Raw genomic sequence first — 17,142 nt, 5'->3', positions numbered from 1 at the left:
CGCCGGCTGCGAGCGGCTCAGGCCGCTGCGCGCAGGCGCAGCAGCTCGCGCCACTTGCGGGCGCTCATCACCAGGATGGCCACCACGCACGCGAGCAGCGTCCCGGTCACCAGCGTGTTGACGTAGCCCATCGTCGCCGTCGCCGCGTCGCGGGTCATCGGCACGTACACCTCGACGAGCGAGCGGAAGCCGGCGGTCAGCGTCGTCGTGCCGACGAACAGCAGCGGTCCGAGCGTCACCCACGCGTAGACCGGGCGCGGGCTCTCCTTGAGCACGATCGTGGTGCCGACCGCCAGCGCGACCGAGGCCAGCAATTGATTGGCGATGCCGAACATCGGCCAGATCGTGGCGACCGAGCCGGTCAGGATGAAGTAGCTCCAGCCGGCCACGATCACCAGCGACGACAGCACCGCGCCCGGCAGCCACGACGGGTCGCCGAGCCGCTCGTTGAAGCGCCCGAGGAACTCCTGCAGCAGGAAGCGGCCCACCCGCGTCCCGGTGTCGATCGTCGTCAAGACGAACAACGCCTCGAACATGATGGCGAAGTGGTACCAATAGTCGAGCAGCGTGCGCATGCCGGGCAAGCCCGAGAACACCCGCGCCATGCCGACGGCCAGCGACACGGCGCCGCCCGTGCGCGCCGCGATCACCTCGTCGGTCGCCTCGGCCAGCGTCGGCAGGTCCTCGACCTTCACCCCGAGGCGCGTAAAGTCGGCCGCGCTGAGCTCCGACGCGTGCACCGAGCCCGGGTCGGCGTGGTAACCCAGGGCCGCGAGTGACCCATTGGACAGGCGCAGCACCTCCGACAGCTTGAGCGTCTTGTTCGCCGCCGCCGTCGCCGACTGTCCCTCGGCCAGGCCGAGCCGCTTGCGGTCGTCCGCCGTCATCACCGGGTCGAGCGCGGCCAGGGCCGCTTGCGACGGCGCCAGCCCGCCCTTCGCGTCGGCGACCACCGCGATCTTCGGGTCGGTGTTGATGGCGAAGTAGTCCGCGGGCGGCAGCGCGGTCGCGGCCAGCAGCGCCGTGATCCCGACCAGCCCCTCCATCAACATCGCCCCGTAGCCGATCGGCCGGCAGTCGGACTCCTTGTCGATCATCTTCGGCGTCGTGCCCGAGGCGATCAGCGCGTGGAAGCCGGAGATGGCGCCGCAGGCGATGGTGATGAACACGAACGGGAACAGCGACCCGCGCACCACCGCCGGGAACACCTCGCCGTCGACCGCGATCGTCCCGGCCCCGACGGCGTTGACGAGCGGCATCTCGATCACCGGGTTGACCAGCACGATCCCCAGCACCAACAGCGCGATCGTCCCGATCTTCATGTACGACGACAGGTAGTCGCGCGGGCACAGCAGCATCCACACCGGCAGCACGCTGGCGACGAACCCGTAGGCGGCGATCAGCAGCGTGATCGTCGTCTCCGACAATTGCAGCAGCTGCCCGAGGCTCGAGTCCTGGACCTGCTTGCCGAACACCACGCACAGCAACAGCAGCAGCACCCCGACGGCCGTCGCCTCGCGCACGCCCTGGGCGCTGCCGCGGCGCACCATGTAAATATAGAGGCCCATCGCCAGCGCGATCGGGATCGACGCGCCGATGGTGAACACGCCCCACGCGCTCTCGGCCAGCGCGCCGACGACCACGCGGCCGAGGCCGGCCAGGGCGATGACGACGATGAACAGGATCGCCACGCCGGCGACCACGCCGACGCCGGGGCCGAGCTCCTCGCGGGCGATCTCCGCCAGCGAGCGGCCGCCGCGGCGCACCGACGCCGTCAGCATCACCAGGTCGTGGACCGCCCCGCCGAGCACCACGCCGATGAGGATCCACGAGTACCCGGGCAGGAACCCGAACTGGGCCGCGAGCACCGGGCCGACCAGCGGACCGGCGCCGGTGATCGCCGCGAAGTGGTGGCCGAACAGGACCCAGCGCGACGTCGGGTGGTAGTTCTGGCCGTCGTTGCGCTCGTGCGCCGGCGTGCGGCGGGCGTCGTCGAGCGCCAGTACCCTGGCCGCCAGGAACGCCGAGTAGTAGCGGTAGGCGATCGCCAGCACCGCGAGAGCCAGGATCATGAACCACAGCGCGTGCATCGACCGGACCGCAGGCTACCACCCGCGTGCCGCGCCGCTCAACCGGCGCTGCCGGGCCGCGCCCGCTGATTCGGGCTCAGCCGCGCCGCTGCTGCGCCGTCGCCAGGGCGTGGGCGACCCCGGCCTTGAGGTCGCCGAGCACGGTGACCTGGCCGAGGTCGACGCCGAGCCGCACGATCGCCTGGGCCACCACCGGGCCCACGCCGGTCACCACGGCCGCCGCGCCGAGCAGGCGAACCGCCGCGGCCGCCCTCGCCAGCGCCTCGATCGCCGTGGTGTCCATGCGGCGCACGCCAGTGACGTCGAGGATCGCCGTGTGCGCCCGGTGCAGCGCCACGCCGGCCAGCAGCGTCTCGGTCATCTGCGCCGCGCGCTGGGCGTCGAGCTTGCCGATCAGCGGCATCACCAGCACCCCCTCGGCCACCGGCAAAAGCGGCGTCGCCATCTCGAGCGTCGCCTCGAGCTGCGCCTGCGCCTCGGCGTCCTCGGCCAGCTTCTTCGCCGTCACGTCCTCGAACCACCCGATCACCCCGACCACCGCTCCGCTCGCGTCGCGCAGCGGCACCCGGTGGCGATCGATCCACACCGTGCCGCCGTCCTCACCCGGGAACGGCAGGCGCACGTGCAGCTTCGGCTGCCCCGACTCGATCACCTCGAGGTCGTCGGCGCGGTACTCGGCGGCGTTGTCTCGCCACCACAGGTCCGTGTCGGCGAGCCCCACCAATTCCCGCGGACTGGCGAATCCCGACAACTTCGCCATCGCCTGATTCCCGCCGAGGTACCGCGAGTCGCGGTCCTTCCAGAAGATCGCCCACGGCAGCGAATCGACCATCGCCTGGAACTGCGCCAGTCGACCCTCGAGATCGGGACCTTGAGTCATCGCGGCGACCGTATCACGCCGCAAAACGCCGTAAAGGGGTCCTCAGACGGCGCGTGCCGCCGACGGGGACGCCTGCGCGAGCGGGAAGGCCTGCTCCAGCGCGGCGATGTCGTCGCTCGAGAGTTCGAGCGCGCCGGCCGCCGCGCTGTCGATGGCGCTGGTGATCTTGCTCGCCCCCGGGATCGGGACAATCACCGGTGAACGGGCCAGGAGCCATGCGAGCGCGATCTGGAACGGCGACACGCCATGGTTGGCGGCGATCCGGCGCAACGTGGGATCATCTGTGACACGATGCTTGCCCCTGGATCCACCGACCGGGCTGTAGGCGAGGTAGGCGATCTTCTCGGCCTCGCACAGCGGGATCACGCCGTTGTTGAAGTCGCGGCGATCGAACACGCCGCAGCGGTTCTGCACGCTGACGATCGGCGCCACCTGCTGCGCGCGGCGGATCTGCGCGGCTGTCACATTGGACAGGCCGATGTGCATGATCTTGCCGGCGCGGCGCAGCTCGGCGAGCGCGCCGACGCTGTCCTCGAGCGGCACCACGTCGTCGACCGCGTGCAGCTGATAGAGCGCGATCGCGGGGATCTTGAGCGCCTTGAGGCTGGCCTCGCAGGCCGCCTTGAGCCGGCGCGGGTGGGCGTCGGTCACCCACGCGCCGCCCGGTCGCGTCAGCCCGCCCTTGGTCGCCACCACCACCGACTCGGGGTCCGGCCACTGATCGAGCGCCGCCGCGATCAACTTCTCGTTGTGCCCGACCTCCGCGTGGTCGATGCAGTACACGTCGGCGGTGTCGATCAGCGTCACGCCGGCGCGCAGCGCCGCGTGGATCACCTTGATCGCCTCCGACTTGGCCGGCCGGCTCTCGAGGGACAGCGGCATGCCGCCGAGGCCGATGGAGGACACGTGGAGGCCAGTGGAGCCGAGCGGTCGGAGCTTCATGGGGTGCGTCCTCGAGGGTGCGACGTGACCACTTAGCACAGTTGGAAGAACATCGGACACGGGCAGTTATGCCCGCGCGGGCGCCCGTCGCGCGGCGAGCCGGGCGGGTCCGTGACGTCGCGTGCGCACCGCCGTGCTTCGCCGTGAAGCCGACTTCATCTCACCAGGCGTTGCGAGGTCGTCGATCGGATGACACGGGCGTCCGTCGTCGCGCGGTCACGATCGTGCGACCGCATCATGTCGCTCGCGTCATGGAAACGCGGCGTCGACGTCGGCGCTCGATCGAGTCCTCGGGCCGAGTCGCAGCGAACCCCGCGAGCATCCGCTGGCCAGGCGTCGCGGTTTCCAGGGTCCGCGTTCGGCCGCTCCGCCGTGAGACCGCACACCGTGACGATGCAACGATCGGCGGCCTCGAACATCGCAGCAAGAATCGGAGCGGCGCAGCGTCGCCGGCGCCTCACAGCCCGCGCCGCTCGAGGTGGCGGAACAGGTCGTCGAGGAACTGCACCTCGTCGGTGGTCGCGTGCAGGTCGCGACCGAGGGTCAGCGCGGCCACCGAGATCAGCATCGCCACCACCTTCGAGCGCACCAGGTACTCGACGTGGTCGAACGCGTCGTTGTGCTGCTTGCCCCACCGCTTGAGCTCGTCGCGCGCCGCCGGCTCGTACGTCGTCATCTCGGCCCACTCGTGGAACACCGTCAGGCGGCCGGAGCTCATCTCGCGCGCGGCCCGGGTCATGTAGAAGTTCAGGGCCGTCAGCGTCGCCTGTCCTTTGAGCCTGGTGATGATGAAGCGCTCGGTCGGGCGCCACAGCAACACCTCGGTGCCGTCCGCGTAGTAGACGTCCGCGGCGGCATCGTTCCAGGCGAAGGGCACTTCCGCAGATGTGCCCGAAACCCCCGGCGGTGGGAAGTGCGCGAAGGGCGGCCGGACATTATCGCCCGCGCGTCGCGGCATCACGACCTCGCCGGTTCACGGCGCCTCGCCGGCGGTGAGCTCGACCGTCGCCCCGCGGGCCAGCCCGAGGCGCAGCGTCGTGCCGACCGGCACGCGGGTCAGCTGCTCGTACAGGTAGCGCCGCTCGCCGGTCACGTCCTCGCCGTCGACGCTGACGATCACGTCGCCCGCCTGCAGTCCGGCGCTGGCCGCCGGCGAGCCGGGCCGCACCAGCGCGACCTCGAACTTGCGCTGCGCCGGGTCGACCGCCGGCGCGCCGAGCTTGATCGCGTACCCGAGGTCGCCGCTCGAATCCCCCGCCTTGAGGCGCCGCTTCGTCACCCGGATCGGCGCCAGCTCGACCTCCGGCCCGCCGGCGATGTTGGTGCTGATCACCGCCTGGTTGTACTCCACCGCCGCGCCGCGCGGGCCCGCCACCAGGATCGTCACGGCCCCGACCGGCGCCCCCTCGACCTCGAAGCGGCCCTCGGCGTCGGTGCGCGGCGTCTCGCGGTCGTCGACCGTGTACGTCCGACCGTGGCTGACCCGCACCGCCGCCCCGACCACCGGCGCGCCCTCGAGGTCGACCACCGACCCGCGCAGCTTCACCTTGGCCGCCATCTCGACGCGCACCCCCGCCTTCTCTTCACCTGACCCGAGAGACACCTCGGTGTCGACCGTGCCCTCGGCCGCGCTCACCGCCAGCTTGTAGTTGCCCGCCGGCAGCTCGCTGAAGCTCCACGCGCCGCCCGTGCGAAAGAACTGGTCGGTGCGGCGGTAGCCGGTCGTCGGCTCCTCGAGCGTCGCCGAGAACTCCTGCGGCGCGCCGCCGGCCTTGAGCGCCACCGTCCCCGCCAGGCGCCCGGTCGGCGCGAACGTCAGCGTCACCTCGGCCCCGAGCGCCACGTGCTCGACCGTCGCCTCGCCGCCGCCGCGGCGGAACGCGCGGACCGTGTACTTGCCGGGGAACAGCTCCTCGACCGCGAAGCGGCCCTCGGCGTCGGTCAGGTGCGGCCGGTCCCCCAGCGAGAAGAACCGCGAGGACCGCCCGCCCGGCCCGGCCGCGCTCTCCGACTCACGGGTCGCCTCGACGAACGCGTCGCTCACCGCCGCGCCGCCCTCGTCGCGGACCACCCCGACGATCCGCCCGTTCCCTGTCTCGACGACCAGCTTGACCGTCGCCACCGCGTCGGCCTCGACCGTCACCTTCACGCCCTGCATGTCGTCGTCGCCGGTGCCCGGCGCGCGCAGCTTGACCCCGTCGCGGCTGGCCGTCACCCGGTACTCGCCGGTCGCCGCCTCGGGCGCGTGGAACGTGCCGTCGTCGCCGGTCATCGCCGTCACCCCGCGCCGCCCCGGCGACTGCAGCGACACCTGCGCCCGCGCCACCCCGTTGCCGTGGACGTCGCGGACCTCGCCGCGCACCTGCCCGGCCGCCACCAGCTCGATCCGGATGTCCTCGAGGTCCTGTCCTTCGGGCAATGTCACTTCGATCGGCTTGGTCGGGGTCGCCCGGCTCTGCGCCTTGGTGAACACGCTCACCTCGTACTTGCCGGGCAGCAGCCCCGCGAGCTCGAAGCGCCCGCGCGCGTCGGAGTCGACGAACGCCGGCCCGCCGGCGCGCGGGCTCGGCCGGCCCGGCTCGGCCTTGCTGCGCGCCATCACGCTGATCCCCTGCACCGGCTCGCCCTTCGCCGACGTCACGCTGCCGCGGATCGCCCGCCCCGGCGCGACGTCCCAGCGCAGGCCCTCGAGCGGCTTGTCGGCGACCACCACCGGCTCGTACTTCTCGGCCGACACGAACCCGTCGCAGGTGGCCGTCACCGCGTAGGTGCCCGGGAGCAGCCCGCGGATCTGCACCACGCCGTCGGCCTCGACCTCCGCGGCGCTCTCGCGCTCGCCCGCGGCCGCGTGCAGGCTCACCGACCCGCGCGGGCACGACGTCCCGCCCGGCGTCACCACCACCTTGCCCGTCAGCATCGCCGCCGGGTGGGCCTCGATCACGATCGCCTGCGACGTCTCGCCGAGCCCGAGCACCACCTGCTCCGCCGCCATGCCGAGCGCGTCGTCGGCCTCGACGGCCGGCTTGTAGGCGCCGGGCGACAATTGAGCGAGGCGGAAGTTGCCGCCCGCGTCGGTGATCGCCGTCCCGCTGCCGCCGCCGAAGAACGTGTCGCCGCGCTGCGCCGTCACCCGCGCGCCCTCGACCGGCTCGCCGCTGCCGGCGCGCACCACCTTGCCGACCAGCACCGCCTCCGGCGTCATGAACAGCTCGAACCGGTGCCCCGGCGCCGCCCCGCGGTCGCCGCCCCCGGCGTAGCCCTCGGCGCGCGCCCACACCTGCGGCTGCCCGGGCGCCACCCACAGCGAGAACTCGCCCTCGGGGCCCGACGTCGCGAACGCCATCCCCGTGCCGATGAACAGCCCGCCCGAGCTGACCACCGCGCCCTCGACCGCCCCACCGCTGAGGTCCTTGACGACGCCGTGGATCTCCACGCCCCCGCCGCGCAGCGTGAGGTCGACGTCCGGCACCTCGGCGCCGGGCACGAGGTCGATCGGGTCGTAGGCCCGCGGCCGATCGCCGCGCGTGTAGAACGTCGGCACGTGCCCCGGCGCCGACGCGCTCACCGAGTGACGCACCGGCCACAGCCCCTCGATGCGGTAGTGGCCGTCGCGCCCGCTGGTGGCGCACGGCGGCGTGAACGTGTCGCGCGCGTCGAGCCGACCCGAGCTGGCGATCGCGCACACCTGCGCCCCCGCGAGCGGCCGCCCCTTGTCGTCGCGCACCGTGCCGCTGATCGCCGCCTTCTGCAGCTTGTGCGGATCGATCCCCGGCAGCGGCGCCGCTGGCAGCGCCGCGCCTGTCGCCGGTCGCGGGTCCTTCGCGTCGTCCGGCGCCGGCGGCTCGGTCTCCTGCTGTCCCTTCAGACATGTCGACCAGGACAGCCCCGCGACGCCCAGCGCGAGCGGCAGCAGCCACAAGATCCGCGACCGTCCCTCGCGCCCAGGCTCTCGATCCGCCATGGCCCATGGTCTAGGCCGCGGGGCCGGCCAGCGTCAAGGCGGCTTGACCGCCCCTTCGCTCTCGGCGATCGCTGGCTCGGGTGGCTCGCAGGACCTTCGTCGCGCTCGGCCTCGCCGCGCTGATCGGCCTCGGCGGGGCCGTGTGGTGGGTCGTCACGCCGGCGCGGCGGAGCGTCCTGCTGGTCCGCGGCCAGGCTCCGCCCGAGTCGCAGCGGGCGCACTGCGACGACGTCATCGGCCCGCCGCGGATCGTTGCGATCTCCGAGCGCGTGCGCCTGGCGATCGGCTGGGACCTCGCCAGCACCATCCTCGTGCGCACCGGCGCCGGCAACGTCATCGTCGACGTCGGCATGAGCCCCGCGCGGGCCGCCCCGGTGCGCGAGGCCCTGCTGCGCGACAGCCCGGGCCCGATCGCCGCCGGCGAGCTCGACGTCGCCGGCGATGTGCTCGGCTTTCGCCGCTTCACCGGCCGCTTCCGCCGCGGCCTCTGAGGTGCTCCGAAGGACAGGTCCAGCGACCCGCGGGCGAGCGGGACGTGGGCGAGATCCCGAACGAGAGGCGTCACGTCATCGCGCCTCGGTCGTCGGCGCTGCGGCGGCCGCGTCGGCGGCGACCAGGGAGGACAGGGCGGCGATCGAGCCGCCGACGAGGAGGACCCCGAGCAGAACCAGCGCACCGGGGCCGCGAGGGCGATAGTGTTGGCGCGTCATGAGAATGGTCAACGACGCGCCGGGGCCTCCGGTCTGCGGTCCCTGTCACGACGCCGCGACTTCTCGGCGCCCGCGTCCTCGGGTACGATCGGCGCCCCCTTGGCCGCCTCATCGACTTTCTGGCGCGACGCGTGGCTGATCGCCGGCTTCGATCTCCGCGAATCGATCCGGACCCGTCGCGCCCTGGTGCTCGCGCTCCTCTATCTCCTCGTCGCCTCGATCACGAGCTACATCTACGTCGAGGTCGTCAAGTTCGCCGAGGAGGCCACCGCCGAGGTCGTCGCCGGCATCAGCGACACCGGCGAGAAGGTCGCCGCGGCGGCGGCCGCCGGGGCCGCGCAGGGCGCCGGCTACACCGGCCTCCTCTACGTCATCGCCGGCGGCGACCAGCAGATCGCCGGCCACCTCGCCACCTACCCGCCGATGGTCCTGGTGTTCGCGTGGCTCTCGCTCGGCGCCTTGCCGTGGCTGATCGCGCTCACCAGCTACGACCTCGTCGCCGGCGACCTCCACCTGCGCACCGTCCGGTTCGTCGCCTTGCGGGCCAGCCGGGGCGCGTTCGTCCTCGGCAAGTTGTTGTCGCAGGTGCTGCTCGTCGCGCTGATCGCCGGCCTCGGCATGCTGCCCGTCTTGCTGATCGGCAGCGCTTACTTGCCGCGCTTCGACGTCCTCGACTCCTTGCTCGCGCTCCTGCGCGCCTGGCCGATCCTGGCCCTGTTCGCGTTCGCGGTGCTCGGCCCGGTCGCCTGCGCCTCGCAGCTGGTGCGCGGGCCCGGGGCCGCGCGGTTCCTGGCGATCTTCTTCCTGTCCGTGCTGTGGATCGTCGGCGTGTGGGCGCTGTTCACTCCGGCGCCGCTGTCGCTGCTGCGCTGGCTGACCCCGTTCGCCTACAAGACGCAATTCTTCCACCCTGACCTTTTGCACAGGTTGATGAACGCGGCCGGCTGCATCGCCCTGTGCGCCGGCTACGCCTGGATCGGCTTTCAAGTGTTTCGCCGGAGGGACCTGTGACCGCCCTCGCGCTCGCCCTCGGCGGCGTGCACAAGCGCTTCGGCGCCGTACACGCCCTCCGCGGCGTCGACCTCCGCGTCCCACGCGGCTCGGTCTTCGCCCTCATCGGCCCCAACGGCGCCGGCAAGACCACCCTGTTCTCGGTGGTGTGCGGGTTCCTCCGCGCCGACCAGGGCCAGGTCAGCGTGCTCGACGGTACGCCCGAGGTCGAGCGCTTCAAGGGCCGGCTGTCGGCCTTGCCGCAGGACGCGGTGCTCGGGCGCGAGCTGACCGTGCGCGAGCACTTGACCTTTCTAGGCCGCCTTCAGGGCATGTCCCAAGAGACAGCCAAGCGTGAGGCCGAGCGCGTGCTCGCCATCGTCGACCTCGGCGAGCTGGCCGGGCGGCGCGCCGGCACGCTGTCGCACGGGCAGATCAAGCGGGTGGGGGTCGCGCAGGCGTTCCTCGGCGACCCGGAGCTGATCCTCCTCGACGAGCCGACCGCCGGCCTCGACCCGCGCCACGCCCACGACCTGCGCGAGGCGCTCCGCGGTCACCGCGGCCGGCGCACCATCGTCGTGTCGTCCCACAACCTGCAGGAGCTCGAGGCGATCTGCGACGAGGCCGCATTCATCGACAAGGGCCAGACGCTCGAGTCGGGGGCGGTCTCCGCCCTCACCGCACAGGACGCCGAGATCTTCGTGGTCCTGGCGGCGGGCCCGGAGCCGATCGACGTCGTGCGCGCGCGCCTCGGCGACGCCCGGGTCGAGTGGGAGCCGCAGCCGCGGGTGCTCCGGGTGTCCTTTCAGCCAGGTCCCGATCGAGCCGCCGAGGACGTCATCGCCGACGTGCTGCGCGAGCTGCTGGCCCAGGGCGCGCGCGTGTCCGGCGTCGGCAAGGGGCGTTCGCTCGAGCAGCGCTACCTCGAGGCCACGCGCTGATCTGTGACGCCATCCACGGCCCTCGGCCGCGGGTCGGCGCTATGGAATCGGCATGTCTCGTCCGATGTCGCCTCCTGTGCACCTGTGGTTGATGTGCACCCTCGTGTTCGCGTGTACTGACAATGACGGACAGCGTGGGGACGTCACGGACGGCGGCGCCCTGCCGCCGTTCGGCGACCCCCCGGCGCTCTCCCTGCCCTCGGGCCTCGACGACGGCGAGGACGAGAAGCTCGACCTGCCCGACGGCGGCACCAGCACCGGCGGCGACAGCGGCCTCGCGGTCAAGGGCTGCGACAAGGTCGACTTCCTGTTCGTGATCGACAACTCCAACTCGATGGCCGACGAGCAGAGCAGCCTGATCGCCTCGTTCCCCGGCTTCATCGCCGCGATCGAGGAGACGCTGACCGCCGACGACTACCACATCATGGCGATCTCGACCGACGACGGCAACGCCATCGACGGCGAGCAGGACTGCGACTTCAAGACCGACACGTGCAAGTGCGCCCCGGCGCCGACCTGCTGCAAGAAGGTGTGCGACTCCCTGTTCGCCGACGACCGGACCTGCAACGGCACCCCGTGCGAGCAGGTCACGATCGACACCTGCGAATTCCAGTACGGCAGCGGTCGCCAGTACGATCAGCTCGGCAAGCCGTGCCCGATCGCCGCCGGCCGCCGCTACATGCTGGCCGACCAGCCCGACCTCGAGTCGACCTTCGCCTGCGCCGCCCGCATCGGCGCGTGGGGCAGCGGCGACGAGCGGCCGATGCAGGCCGTGCAAGCGGCCCTCGGCGGGTGGCAGAACGGGCCGACCGGCTGCAACGAGGGCTTCTTGCGCGACGACGCGATCCTCGTGCTCGTCCTCATCACCGACGAAGAGGACGACAACATCGAGGCCGGCGAGGGCTCGCCCGGCGATCCGGCGGCGTGGTACGAGGCGGTCGTGGCGGCCAAGCGCGGCGTGCCGGAGAACGCGGTGGTGCTCGGCCTGGTCGGCGACGGCAACCTCCCCGGCGGCCTGTGCCCGGCGGCCTGGAACCCCAAAGAGGACGGCGGCGAAGCGGCCCCGCGCCTGCAGTCGTTCGTGAAGATGTTCCCGGCGCACGTGCTCGGCAGCGTCTGCTCCGCCGACTACACGCCCTTCCTGCTCGAGGCCGTGGACGTCATCGACAGCGCCTGCGACAGCTTCGTCCCGATCGGCTGAGCGCCGCCTCGCGGCAGCTCGCCCCGCCCGCCCTCGCGCCGTCCGGCTCGAGGGCGGCGACGTCTCGGCGCACCGCTCGCCGCGCCGACGCGGGCGCGCGAGGCGGCGCCAATCATCATACCGCGCGCGGCCTCGGCGATGATGGTCGTCACGCCTCATGGCATTCGCCGTGTCGCCGCGATTCGCCGCAACGACCGGCATGAACAGCGTTATCGGGGTGCCTCCGTGTATGACCATCGCGGCCTCCGGTGATGGCACCCACGGCGTCGGCCATGTGCCCGGACGGTCGGGGCTAAATAGTTGGACATGACTCGCACTACGAAGACCGTAATTGGAAGCTGGCTGGTGTGCGCCTCGGCGCTCGCCGCCTGCGTCGACAACGAGCCGCAGGGCGGCACCGAGAGCGATGGTGGCGGGGGCGGCTCGGTCCAGCCGAGCGGGGCCGTCGACACCGACGCTCTCGACAGCTCGGCCGTCCCGCCCGGGGACACCGAGGACGGCGGTTCGGGGGCCGCGAGCGCGGGCAGCGGCGACACGTCGGCGCCCGGGACCACCGGCGAGGACATGACGGCGGGCGTCGAGGCCGGCTGCTCGAAGGTCGACCTGCTGTTCGTGGTCGACAGCGGCAGCACCATGAAGGCCGAGCAGCAGGGTCTGGTGGCCGCGTTCCCGGGGTTCTACGACAGCGTCAAGGCGACGCTCGGCATGCAGGACACGCACGTCATGGTGGTCGGCACCGACGACGCCAAGGCGCTGTCCGTGACCAGCCAGTGCCTCGGCGGCGGCAAGTGCTTCTGCGGCCCGGCGCCGACCTGCTGCACCGAGGTGTGCGGCGGCGGCAACGCCAGCTCCTGCAACAGCAACGACTGCGCGACCCTGCAGGTCAGCGAGTGCGCCTCGCAGTTCGGCGCCGGTCGCGAGCACGACACCCAGGGCGCGTACTGCAACATCGCCGAGGGCCGCCGCTACCTGCTCGACAGCCAGCCCGACCTGCACGCCACCTTCGGCTGCGTCGCCGAGACCGGCCTGTACGACTCGCCCGCCGGCAAGCAGCCGATGTTCGCCGCGATCGAGGCGGTCGGCCCGACCATGAACGGCGCCGGCGGCTGCGACGAGGGCTTCCTGCGCAGCGACGCGCTGCTGGTCGTGGTGTTCGTGTCCGACAAGGACGACGCCCCCAACGGCAACGCCACCGGCTCGCCCGGCGGCCCGCAGGAGTGGTACGACGCGCTCGTCGCCGCCAAGGGCGGCAACGCCGAGTCGCTCGTCGTGCTCGGCCTCGTCGGCGACGGCAACATGACCGGGGGCACCTGCGCCCCGAACATGAACCCCGACAAGGACACCCTGGCCGGCAGCCCGGCCCCGCGCCTGCAGGAGTTCGTCGCCAAATTCAGCCACGGGGCCGTCGGCAGCATCTGCGCCGCCGACTACACCTCGTTCTTCACCAACGGCGTGAACCTCGTCCAGCAGGCCTGCGAGGGCTTCATCGTCGGCCAGTGAGCCGCTCGCTCGACTAGCGCGAGCGCGACGCGGCCTGCGGCGCCCGCAGCCGCTCGGTCACCCGCCGCGTGACCGCGCGCAGCGTGTCGAACACCCCCTCGCCGTCGCGCGCGACGGCGGGGAACTCCGGCCACCCGTCGGGGTTGAGCGCCGAGCGCAGCTCCGCCAGCGGCAGCGCGCCCGGCGTGTCGCGCTTGTTGTACTGCATCACGTAGGCGTCGCCGAGGTCGAGCGCGTTCTCGGCGACGTCGTGGTGCAGGTTCTCGAGGCTCTCGCAGTTGGCGTCCATGCGCACCTCCTGCGAGTCGGCCACGAACACCACCCCGTCGGCCGAGCGCATCACCAGCTTGCGGGTCGCCGCGTACATGACCTGCCCCGGCACCGTGTACAGGTGCACGCGCACGCGGAACCCGCCGATGGTGCCGAGCGTCAGCGGCATGAAGTCGAAGAACAGGGTCCGCTCGCTGTCGGTGTTGAGCCGCAGGAGCGGCCCGCGCCGCGCCTCCTCGGTCTTCCCGTGGATCCACTGGGCGTTCGCGGTCTTGCCCGAGAGACCTGGCCCGTAATACACGAGCTTCAGGTTGATCTCCTTGGCCGCATAATTGATGAACGGCATGATCATCCCTCCCCGGGCCCACCGCCCGGACCGAAATTTTCACCGACCACAACATGTCCTTCAGGTCATACCGACCCGAGAGACATCACCGACCCATTCTCAGGCGAGCACGGACAGGCCGACGTCGAGCATCTGCCGCAGCGCCGCGCGCGAGGCCCCGGCGCGGCTCATGATGCCGAGGCCGTAGAGCGTGTTGACCAGGTGCCTGGCCAGCGCCCGCGGCTCCTGACCGGCCCGCAGCTCGCCCGCCTCGCCCGCGCGCGCCAGCGCGGCGTGCAGCGCCTCCTCGACGCGCAGGAAGTAGGCCTTCACCACGCCCTGGATCTCCGGGTCCGCCGGGCCGACCTCGATCGCGGTGTTCGCCATCAGGCACGAGCCGCGTTCGCGGTCGAGCACCACCTCGGCGAGGAACAGCTCGAAGAACCCGCGGATCGCCACCAGCGCCGTCAGCGGCCGCTCGATCGGCCGGCTCCATCCGGTCCGCGTCAGCGTGTCCAGCATGCCGCCGACCGCCAGCTCCTCGTAGCGCGCCAGCACCTTCAAGAAGAGCGAGCGCTTGTCGCCGAACGTGTCGTAGAGGCTCTGCCGCGAGATCTCCATGTGCTCGATCAGGTCGCGCAGCGAGGCGCCCTCGTAGCCGCGGCGCCAGAACAGATCGAGGGCGCGATCGAGCGCCTCCTCGGGGTCGAACTCCTTGACGCGCGGCATCGGCTGTAGGTGCTGGTAGTAGGCCCGTGGGCGGGACCGTTCTTGACAGTAGAAATTCTGGACCACCCAGTCAAGATAGTGGTACCAGACCGGTCGGTCAAGAAAAATTGCGGCGCAGCCGGCCCTGCGCCCGCGCTCCCGGGGCCGTCGAAGCACGATCTCGCGGGGCCCGGCGGAGCCATGTCCGGACGGACATTGCTGAAAGGACATGCTCATAAAAACATGCCCTTTTGCACCTCTCACGAAGCGCCTGCGCGCGGAGCACGGGCGCCGGGTCGCGAAGCCGCGGGCGAGAGGCTCAGCCCGGGCGGACCGACACGCGCCGCGCCCCGTCCGGGGCGTCGGTCACCTCGAACTCGACCGCGAGGAAGCGGCGGACGATGCTCATGTTGGTCAGCGTGTGCTGGGTGAGCGAGTGCGACAGGAAGCTGCCGCTGCCGGCGAGGGCCAGCGGGATGAGCAGCTGGTCGGCGAGGTGGGGGCCGACGGGCGCGGCCGAGCCGAGGTGTTCGCCGAGCTCCTTGACCACGCGGGCGGCGACCTGTTCGGCGGAGATCCGCTTCTCGCCGAAGGCGGAGAACAGCTCGCTGCCGTGCTCGAACTCGACGGACAGCAGCAGCGCGTTGCCGGGGCCGGCGCTCTCGACCTCGATCGCGCGCAGCTCGGAGCGCTCCCAGCCGAGCAGGTTCTGCACCGCCCGCAGCTCGCGGTCGGCGATCGACTTCGGCAGGTTGGCGTAGATCGCCCGCGCCTGGCGGCGGACCACCTTGCCGCGCTCGTGCCAGTGCAGCGGCTTCAGCGGCTCGCCGCCGGTGACCTTGGCGGTGAAGCGGCCGCCGCCGGCCGGGTAGAAGCCGACGCGCTCGAGGTTGGCCTGCACCTGCGCGCCCATGCGGTGCAGCAGCGGCAGGAACACCTCGGCGATGAACTCGAAGGGCGGCGCCATCGGGTTGTGCGTCCCGCCCTCGAAGCTCAGCGTCGACGTGCCCGGCGCGTGCAAGAGCGGCCAGATCACCGTCTGCAGCACCAGCGTCACGCTGCCGGCGCTGCCGACCGAGAACGTGTACTCGCCGTGCTTGACCGGGCCTGGCTGAAAGACCAGCTCCTGCGAGCCCAGCGCGTCGCCCTGGACCTTGGCCGCGCCGACGCTGGTGGCCGCGCGCACGGCCGTGAGGTGCTGGCGCAGCAGCCCCGGCTTGTGCCGGCGGGCCCGCAGCTTGACCAGGTGGAAGGGTCGCCCCGTGATGAGCGACAGGGCCAGCGAGGTGCGGAGGATCTGGCCTCCGCCCTCGCCCTCCGAGCCGTCGATCACGATCGCGTCCTTCGGCGCTTGCATCCTCGCAGCTCTACCCCTTCACGCACACGACCTGGCGCAGCGTATGGACGACCTCGACCAGGTCGCGCTGCGCCTCCATCACCGCGTCGATGTCCTTGTAGGCCATCGGCGTCTCGTCGATCACGTCCTCGTCCTTGCGGCACTCGATGTTGGCCGTCGCCTCGCGGTGGTCGGCCAGCGTGAAGCGCTTGCGCGCCTCGGTCCGCGACATCGCCCGCCCCGCGCCGTGGCTGCACGAGTGGAAGCTCTCCGCGTTGCCCTTGCCGCGGACGATGTACGAGCGGGTCCCCATGCTGCCGGGGATGATCCCGAGGTCACCCTCGCGGGCGCGCACCGCCCCCTTGCGGGTCACGAACACGTCCTTGCCGTAGTGGTGCTCGCGCGCGACGTAGTTGTGGTGGCAGTTGACGGCCGTCGCGCCGAAGGTGAACGGGGGGATGCCCTTGCAGCCGGCGACCGCCTTGATCACCGCCTGCATCATCAGCTCGCGGTTGTGCCGCGCGAAGTCCTGGGCCCACTCGACCGCCTCGACGTAGTCGCCGAAGTACTGCGTCCCCTCGGACAGGTACGCCAGGTTCTGGTCGGGCAGGTTGACGAACCACCGCTTCATCTCCTCCTTGGCGAGGGCGATGAAGTGCGAGCCGATGCGGTTCCCGACCCCGCGCGAGCCCGAGTGCAGCATGAACCACACCCGGTCGCGCTCGTCGAGGCAGACCTCGATGAAGTGGTTGCCGGTCCCGAGCGTGCCGAGGTGCACCGCCGTGTTGCTCTTCTCGATCGCCTTGTGCTTGGCGACGATCGCGTCGAAGCGGCGCTCGAGCTGCTTCCACACCGCGGTCACCGGCGCCGGCGGGTCGTGCCACGCGCCCTTGTCCCGCCCGTGGTTGGTGGTGCGGCCGTGCGGCACGGCCTTCTCGATCGCCGCGCGGACCTCGGCCAAACTGTCCGGAAGGTCAGACGCGACGAGGCTGGTCTCGACCGCCATCATCCCGCAGCCGATGTCGACGCCGACGGCCGCCGGGATCACCGCGCCGACGGTCGGGACCACGCTGCCGACGGTCGCGCCGATGCCGAGGTGGACATCCGGCATCGCGGCCACCCAGCGGTGGATGAACGGCATCTGCGCGATCCGCTCGAGCTGCTCGATCGCGTCCTGCTCGACCTGCACCCCGCGGGTCCAGCGCTTGATCGGGACCCCGCCCTTGGGTTGGTGGACCTCGTAGTTTTGCGCGTCACGGTTGGACATCGGCGTTCTCCTGAAGCCCGG

15 protein-coding genes are annotated in these 17,142 nt (G+C 71.8%); 5 read left to right on the top strand and 10 right to left on the bottom strand.

Annotation, left to right across the window (positions count from 1 at the left end; translation table 11 throughout):
• Positions 1 to 17: 17 nt before the first annotated feature.
• The 5 genes from K7C98_RS30505 to K7C98_RS30485 form a co-directional block, all read right to left on the bottom strand.
• The gene (locus K7C98_RS30505; protein WP_224195328.1) at positions 18 to 2,090 is read right to left on the bottom strand and encodes a carbon starvation CstA family protein; all 2,073 of its coding nucleotides are present in this window, start codon (positions 2,088 to 2,090) and stop codon (positions 18 to 20) included.
• 76 nt (positions 2,091 to 2,166) lie between these two features.
• Positions 2,167 to 2,970, bottom strand: coding sequence for a PAS domain-containing protein (locus K7C98_RS30500; RefSeq protein ID WP_224195327.1), 804 nt, complete (start codon positions 2,968 to 2,970; stop codon positions 2,167 to 2,169).
• A 42-nt stretch (positions 2,971 to 3,012) separates the two neighbouring features.
• A complete protein-coding gene (locus tag K7C98_RS30495) occupies positions 3,013 to 3,912 on the bottom strand; it encodes an aldo/keto reductase (protein WP_224195326.1) in 900 nt (299 codons plus the stop codon).
• A 457-nt stretch (positions 3,913 to 4,369) separates the two neighbouring features.
• The gene (locus K7C98_RS30490) at positions 4,370 to 4,789 is read right to left on the bottom strand and encodes a hypothetical protein (protein ID WP_224195325.1); all 420 of its coding nucleotides are present in this window, start codon (positions 4,787 to 4,789) and stop codon (positions 4,370 to 4,372) included.
• A gap of 96 nt (positions 4,790 to 4,885) precedes the next feature.
• Positions 4,886 to 7,873 (bottom strand): carboxypeptidase regulatory-like domain-containing protein, encoded by a 2,988-nt coding sequence (locus K7C98_RS30485; RefSeq protein WP_224195324.1) that lies wholly within the window; start codon positions 7,871 to 7,873, stop codon positions 4,886 to 4,888.
• Positions 7,874 to 7,953: 80 nt separating this feature from the next.
• Between K7C98_RS30485 and K7C98_RS30480 the strand changes: the two genes are divergently transcribed.
• Positions 7,954 to 8,364 (top strand): hypothetical protein, encoded by a 411-nt coding sequence (locus K7C98_RS30480; protein WP_224195323.1) that lies wholly within the window; start codon positions 7,954 to 7,956, stop codon positions 8,362 to 8,364.
• 75 nt (positions 8,365 to 8,439) lie between these two features.
• On the opposite strand, the gene K7C98_RS30475 is transcribed toward K7C98_RS30480, so the two are convergent.
• Positions 8,440 to 8,583, bottom strand: coding sequence for a hypothetical protein (locus tag K7C98_RS30475; RefSeq protein WP_224195322.1), 144 nt, complete (start codon positions 8,581 to 8,583; stop codon positions 8,440 to 8,442).
• Between the two features lie 99 nt (positions 8,584 to 8,682).
• Between K7C98_RS30475 and K7C98_RS30470 the strand changes: the two genes are divergently transcribed.
• The 4 genes from K7C98_RS30470 (at position 8,683) to K7C98_RS30455 (ending at position 13,215) form a co-directional block, all read left to right on the top strand.
• Positions 8,683 to 9,594 carry an ABC transporter permease gene (locus tag K7C98_RS30470; RefSeq protein ID WP_224195321.1) on the top strand — a complete coding sequence of 304 codons (912 nt, stop codon included), beginning with the start codon at positions 8,683 to 8,685 and terminating at the stop codon, positions 9,592 to 9,594.
• Positions 9,591 to 10,514 carry an ABC transporter ATP-binding protein gene (locus K7C98_RS30465; protein WP_224195320.1) on the top strand — a complete coding sequence of 308 codons (924 nt, stop codon included), beginning with the start codon at positions 9,591 to 9,593 and terminating at the stop codon, positions 10,512 to 10,514. The genes K7C98_RS30470 and K7C98_RS30465 overlap by 4 nt, the downstream gene beginning before the upstream one ends.
• 52 nt (positions 10,515 to 10,566) lie before the next feature.
• The gene (locus tag K7C98_RS30460; protein ID WP_224195319.1) at positions 10,567 to 11,715 is read left to right on the top strand and encodes a hypothetical protein; all 1,149 of its coding nucleotides are present in this window, start codon (positions 10,567 to 10,569) and stop codon (positions 11,713 to 11,715) included.
• Between the two features lie 306 nt (positions 11,716 to 12,021).
• Positions 12,022 to 13,215 carry a hypothetical protein gene (locus K7C98_RS30455; protein WP_224195318.1) on the top strand — a complete coding sequence of 398 codons (1,194 nt, stop codon included), beginning with the start codon at positions 12,022 to 12,024 and terminating at the stop codon, positions 13,213 to 13,215.
• 13 nt (positions 13,216 to 13,228) lie between these two features.
• Here K7C98_RS30455 and K7C98_RS30450 read toward each other — a convergent pair whose 3' ends face one another.
• The 4 genes from K7C98_RS30450 to K7C98_RS30435 form a co-directional block, all read right to left on the bottom strand.
• Positions 13,229 to 13,831: a GTP-binding protein gene (locus tag K7C98_RS30450; protein ID WP_224195317.1), complete on the bottom strand. Its 603-nt coding sequence runs from the start codon at positions 13,829 to 13,831 to the stop codon at positions 13,229 to 13,231.
• Positions 13,832 to 13,930: 99 nt separating this feature from the next.
• Positions 13,931 to 14,605, bottom strand: coding sequence for a TetR/AcrR family transcriptional regulator (locus K7C98_RS30445; protein WP_224195316.1), 675 nt, complete (start codon positions 14,603 to 14,605; stop codon positions 13,931 to 13,933).
• 232 nt (positions 14,606 to 14,837) lie between these two features.
• Positions 14,838 to 15,875, bottom strand: a complete 1,038-nt coding sequence (gene rtcA / locus K7C98_RS30440; protein ID WP_224195315.1) for an RNA 3'-terminal phosphate cyclase — start codon at positions 15,873 to 15,875, stop codon at positions 14,838 to 14,840.
• Between the two features lie 10 nt (positions 15,876 to 15,885).
• Entirely contained in the window at positions 15,886 to 17,121 is a 1,236-nt protein-coding gene (locus K7C98_RS30435) for an RtcB family protein (RefSeq protein ID WP_224195314.1), read from the bottom strand.
• Positions 17,122 to 17,142: the final 21 nt, after the last annotated feature.

It is taken from the genome of Nannocystis pusilla (assembly GCF_020073745.1).
GTDB classification, from domain to species: Bacteria; Myxococcota_A; Polyangia; order Nannocystales; family Nannocystaceae; genus Nannocystis; species Nannocystis radixulma.
This window is presented reverse-complemented; position numbering and strand designations above follow the sequence as displayed.

Bases quoted from the DNA above. Each gene is read 5' to 3' on its own strand.
- K7C98_RS30505 (WP_224195328.1), bottom strand. From the start codon at position 2,090: ATGCACGCGCTGTGGTTCATGATCCTGGCTCTCGCGGTGCTGGCGATC.
- K7C98_RS30500 (WP_224195327.1), bottom strand. From the start codon at position 2,970: ATGACTCAAGGTCCCGATCTCGAGGGTCGACTGGCGCAGTTCCAGGCG.
- K7C98_RS30495 (WP_224195326.1), bottom strand. From the start codon at position 3,912: ATGAAGCTCCGACCGCTCGGCTCCACTGGCCTCCACGTGTCCTCCATC.
- K7C98_RS30485 (WP_224195324.1), bottom strand. From the start codon at position 7,873: ATGGCGGATCGAGAGCCTGGGCGCGAGGGACGGTCGCGGATCTTGTGG.
- K7C98_RS30475 (WP_224195322.1), bottom strand. From the start codon at position 8,583: ATGACGCGCCAACACTATCGCCCTCGCGGCCCCGGTGCGCTGGTTCTG.
- K7C98_RS30460 (WP_224195319.1), top strand. From the start codon at position 10,567: ATGTCTCGTCCGATGTCGCCTCCTGTGCACCTGTGGTTGATGTGCACC.
- K7C98_RS30455 (WP_224195318.1), top strand. From the start codon at position 12,022: ATGACTCGCACTACGAAGACCGTAATTGGAAGCTGGCTGGTGTGCGCC.
- K7C98_RS30450 (WP_224195317.1), bottom strand. From the start codon at position 13,831: ATGCCGTTCATCAATTATGCGGCCAAGGAGATCAACCTGAAGCTCGTG.
- rtcA (WP_224195315.1), bottom strand. From the start codon at position 15,875: ATGCAAGCGCCGAAGGACGCGATCGTGATCGACGGCTCGGAGGGCGAG.
- K7C98_RS30435 (WP_224195314.1), bottom strand. From the start codon at position 17,121: ATGTCCAACCGTGACGCGCAAAACTACGAGGTCCACCAACCCAAGGGC.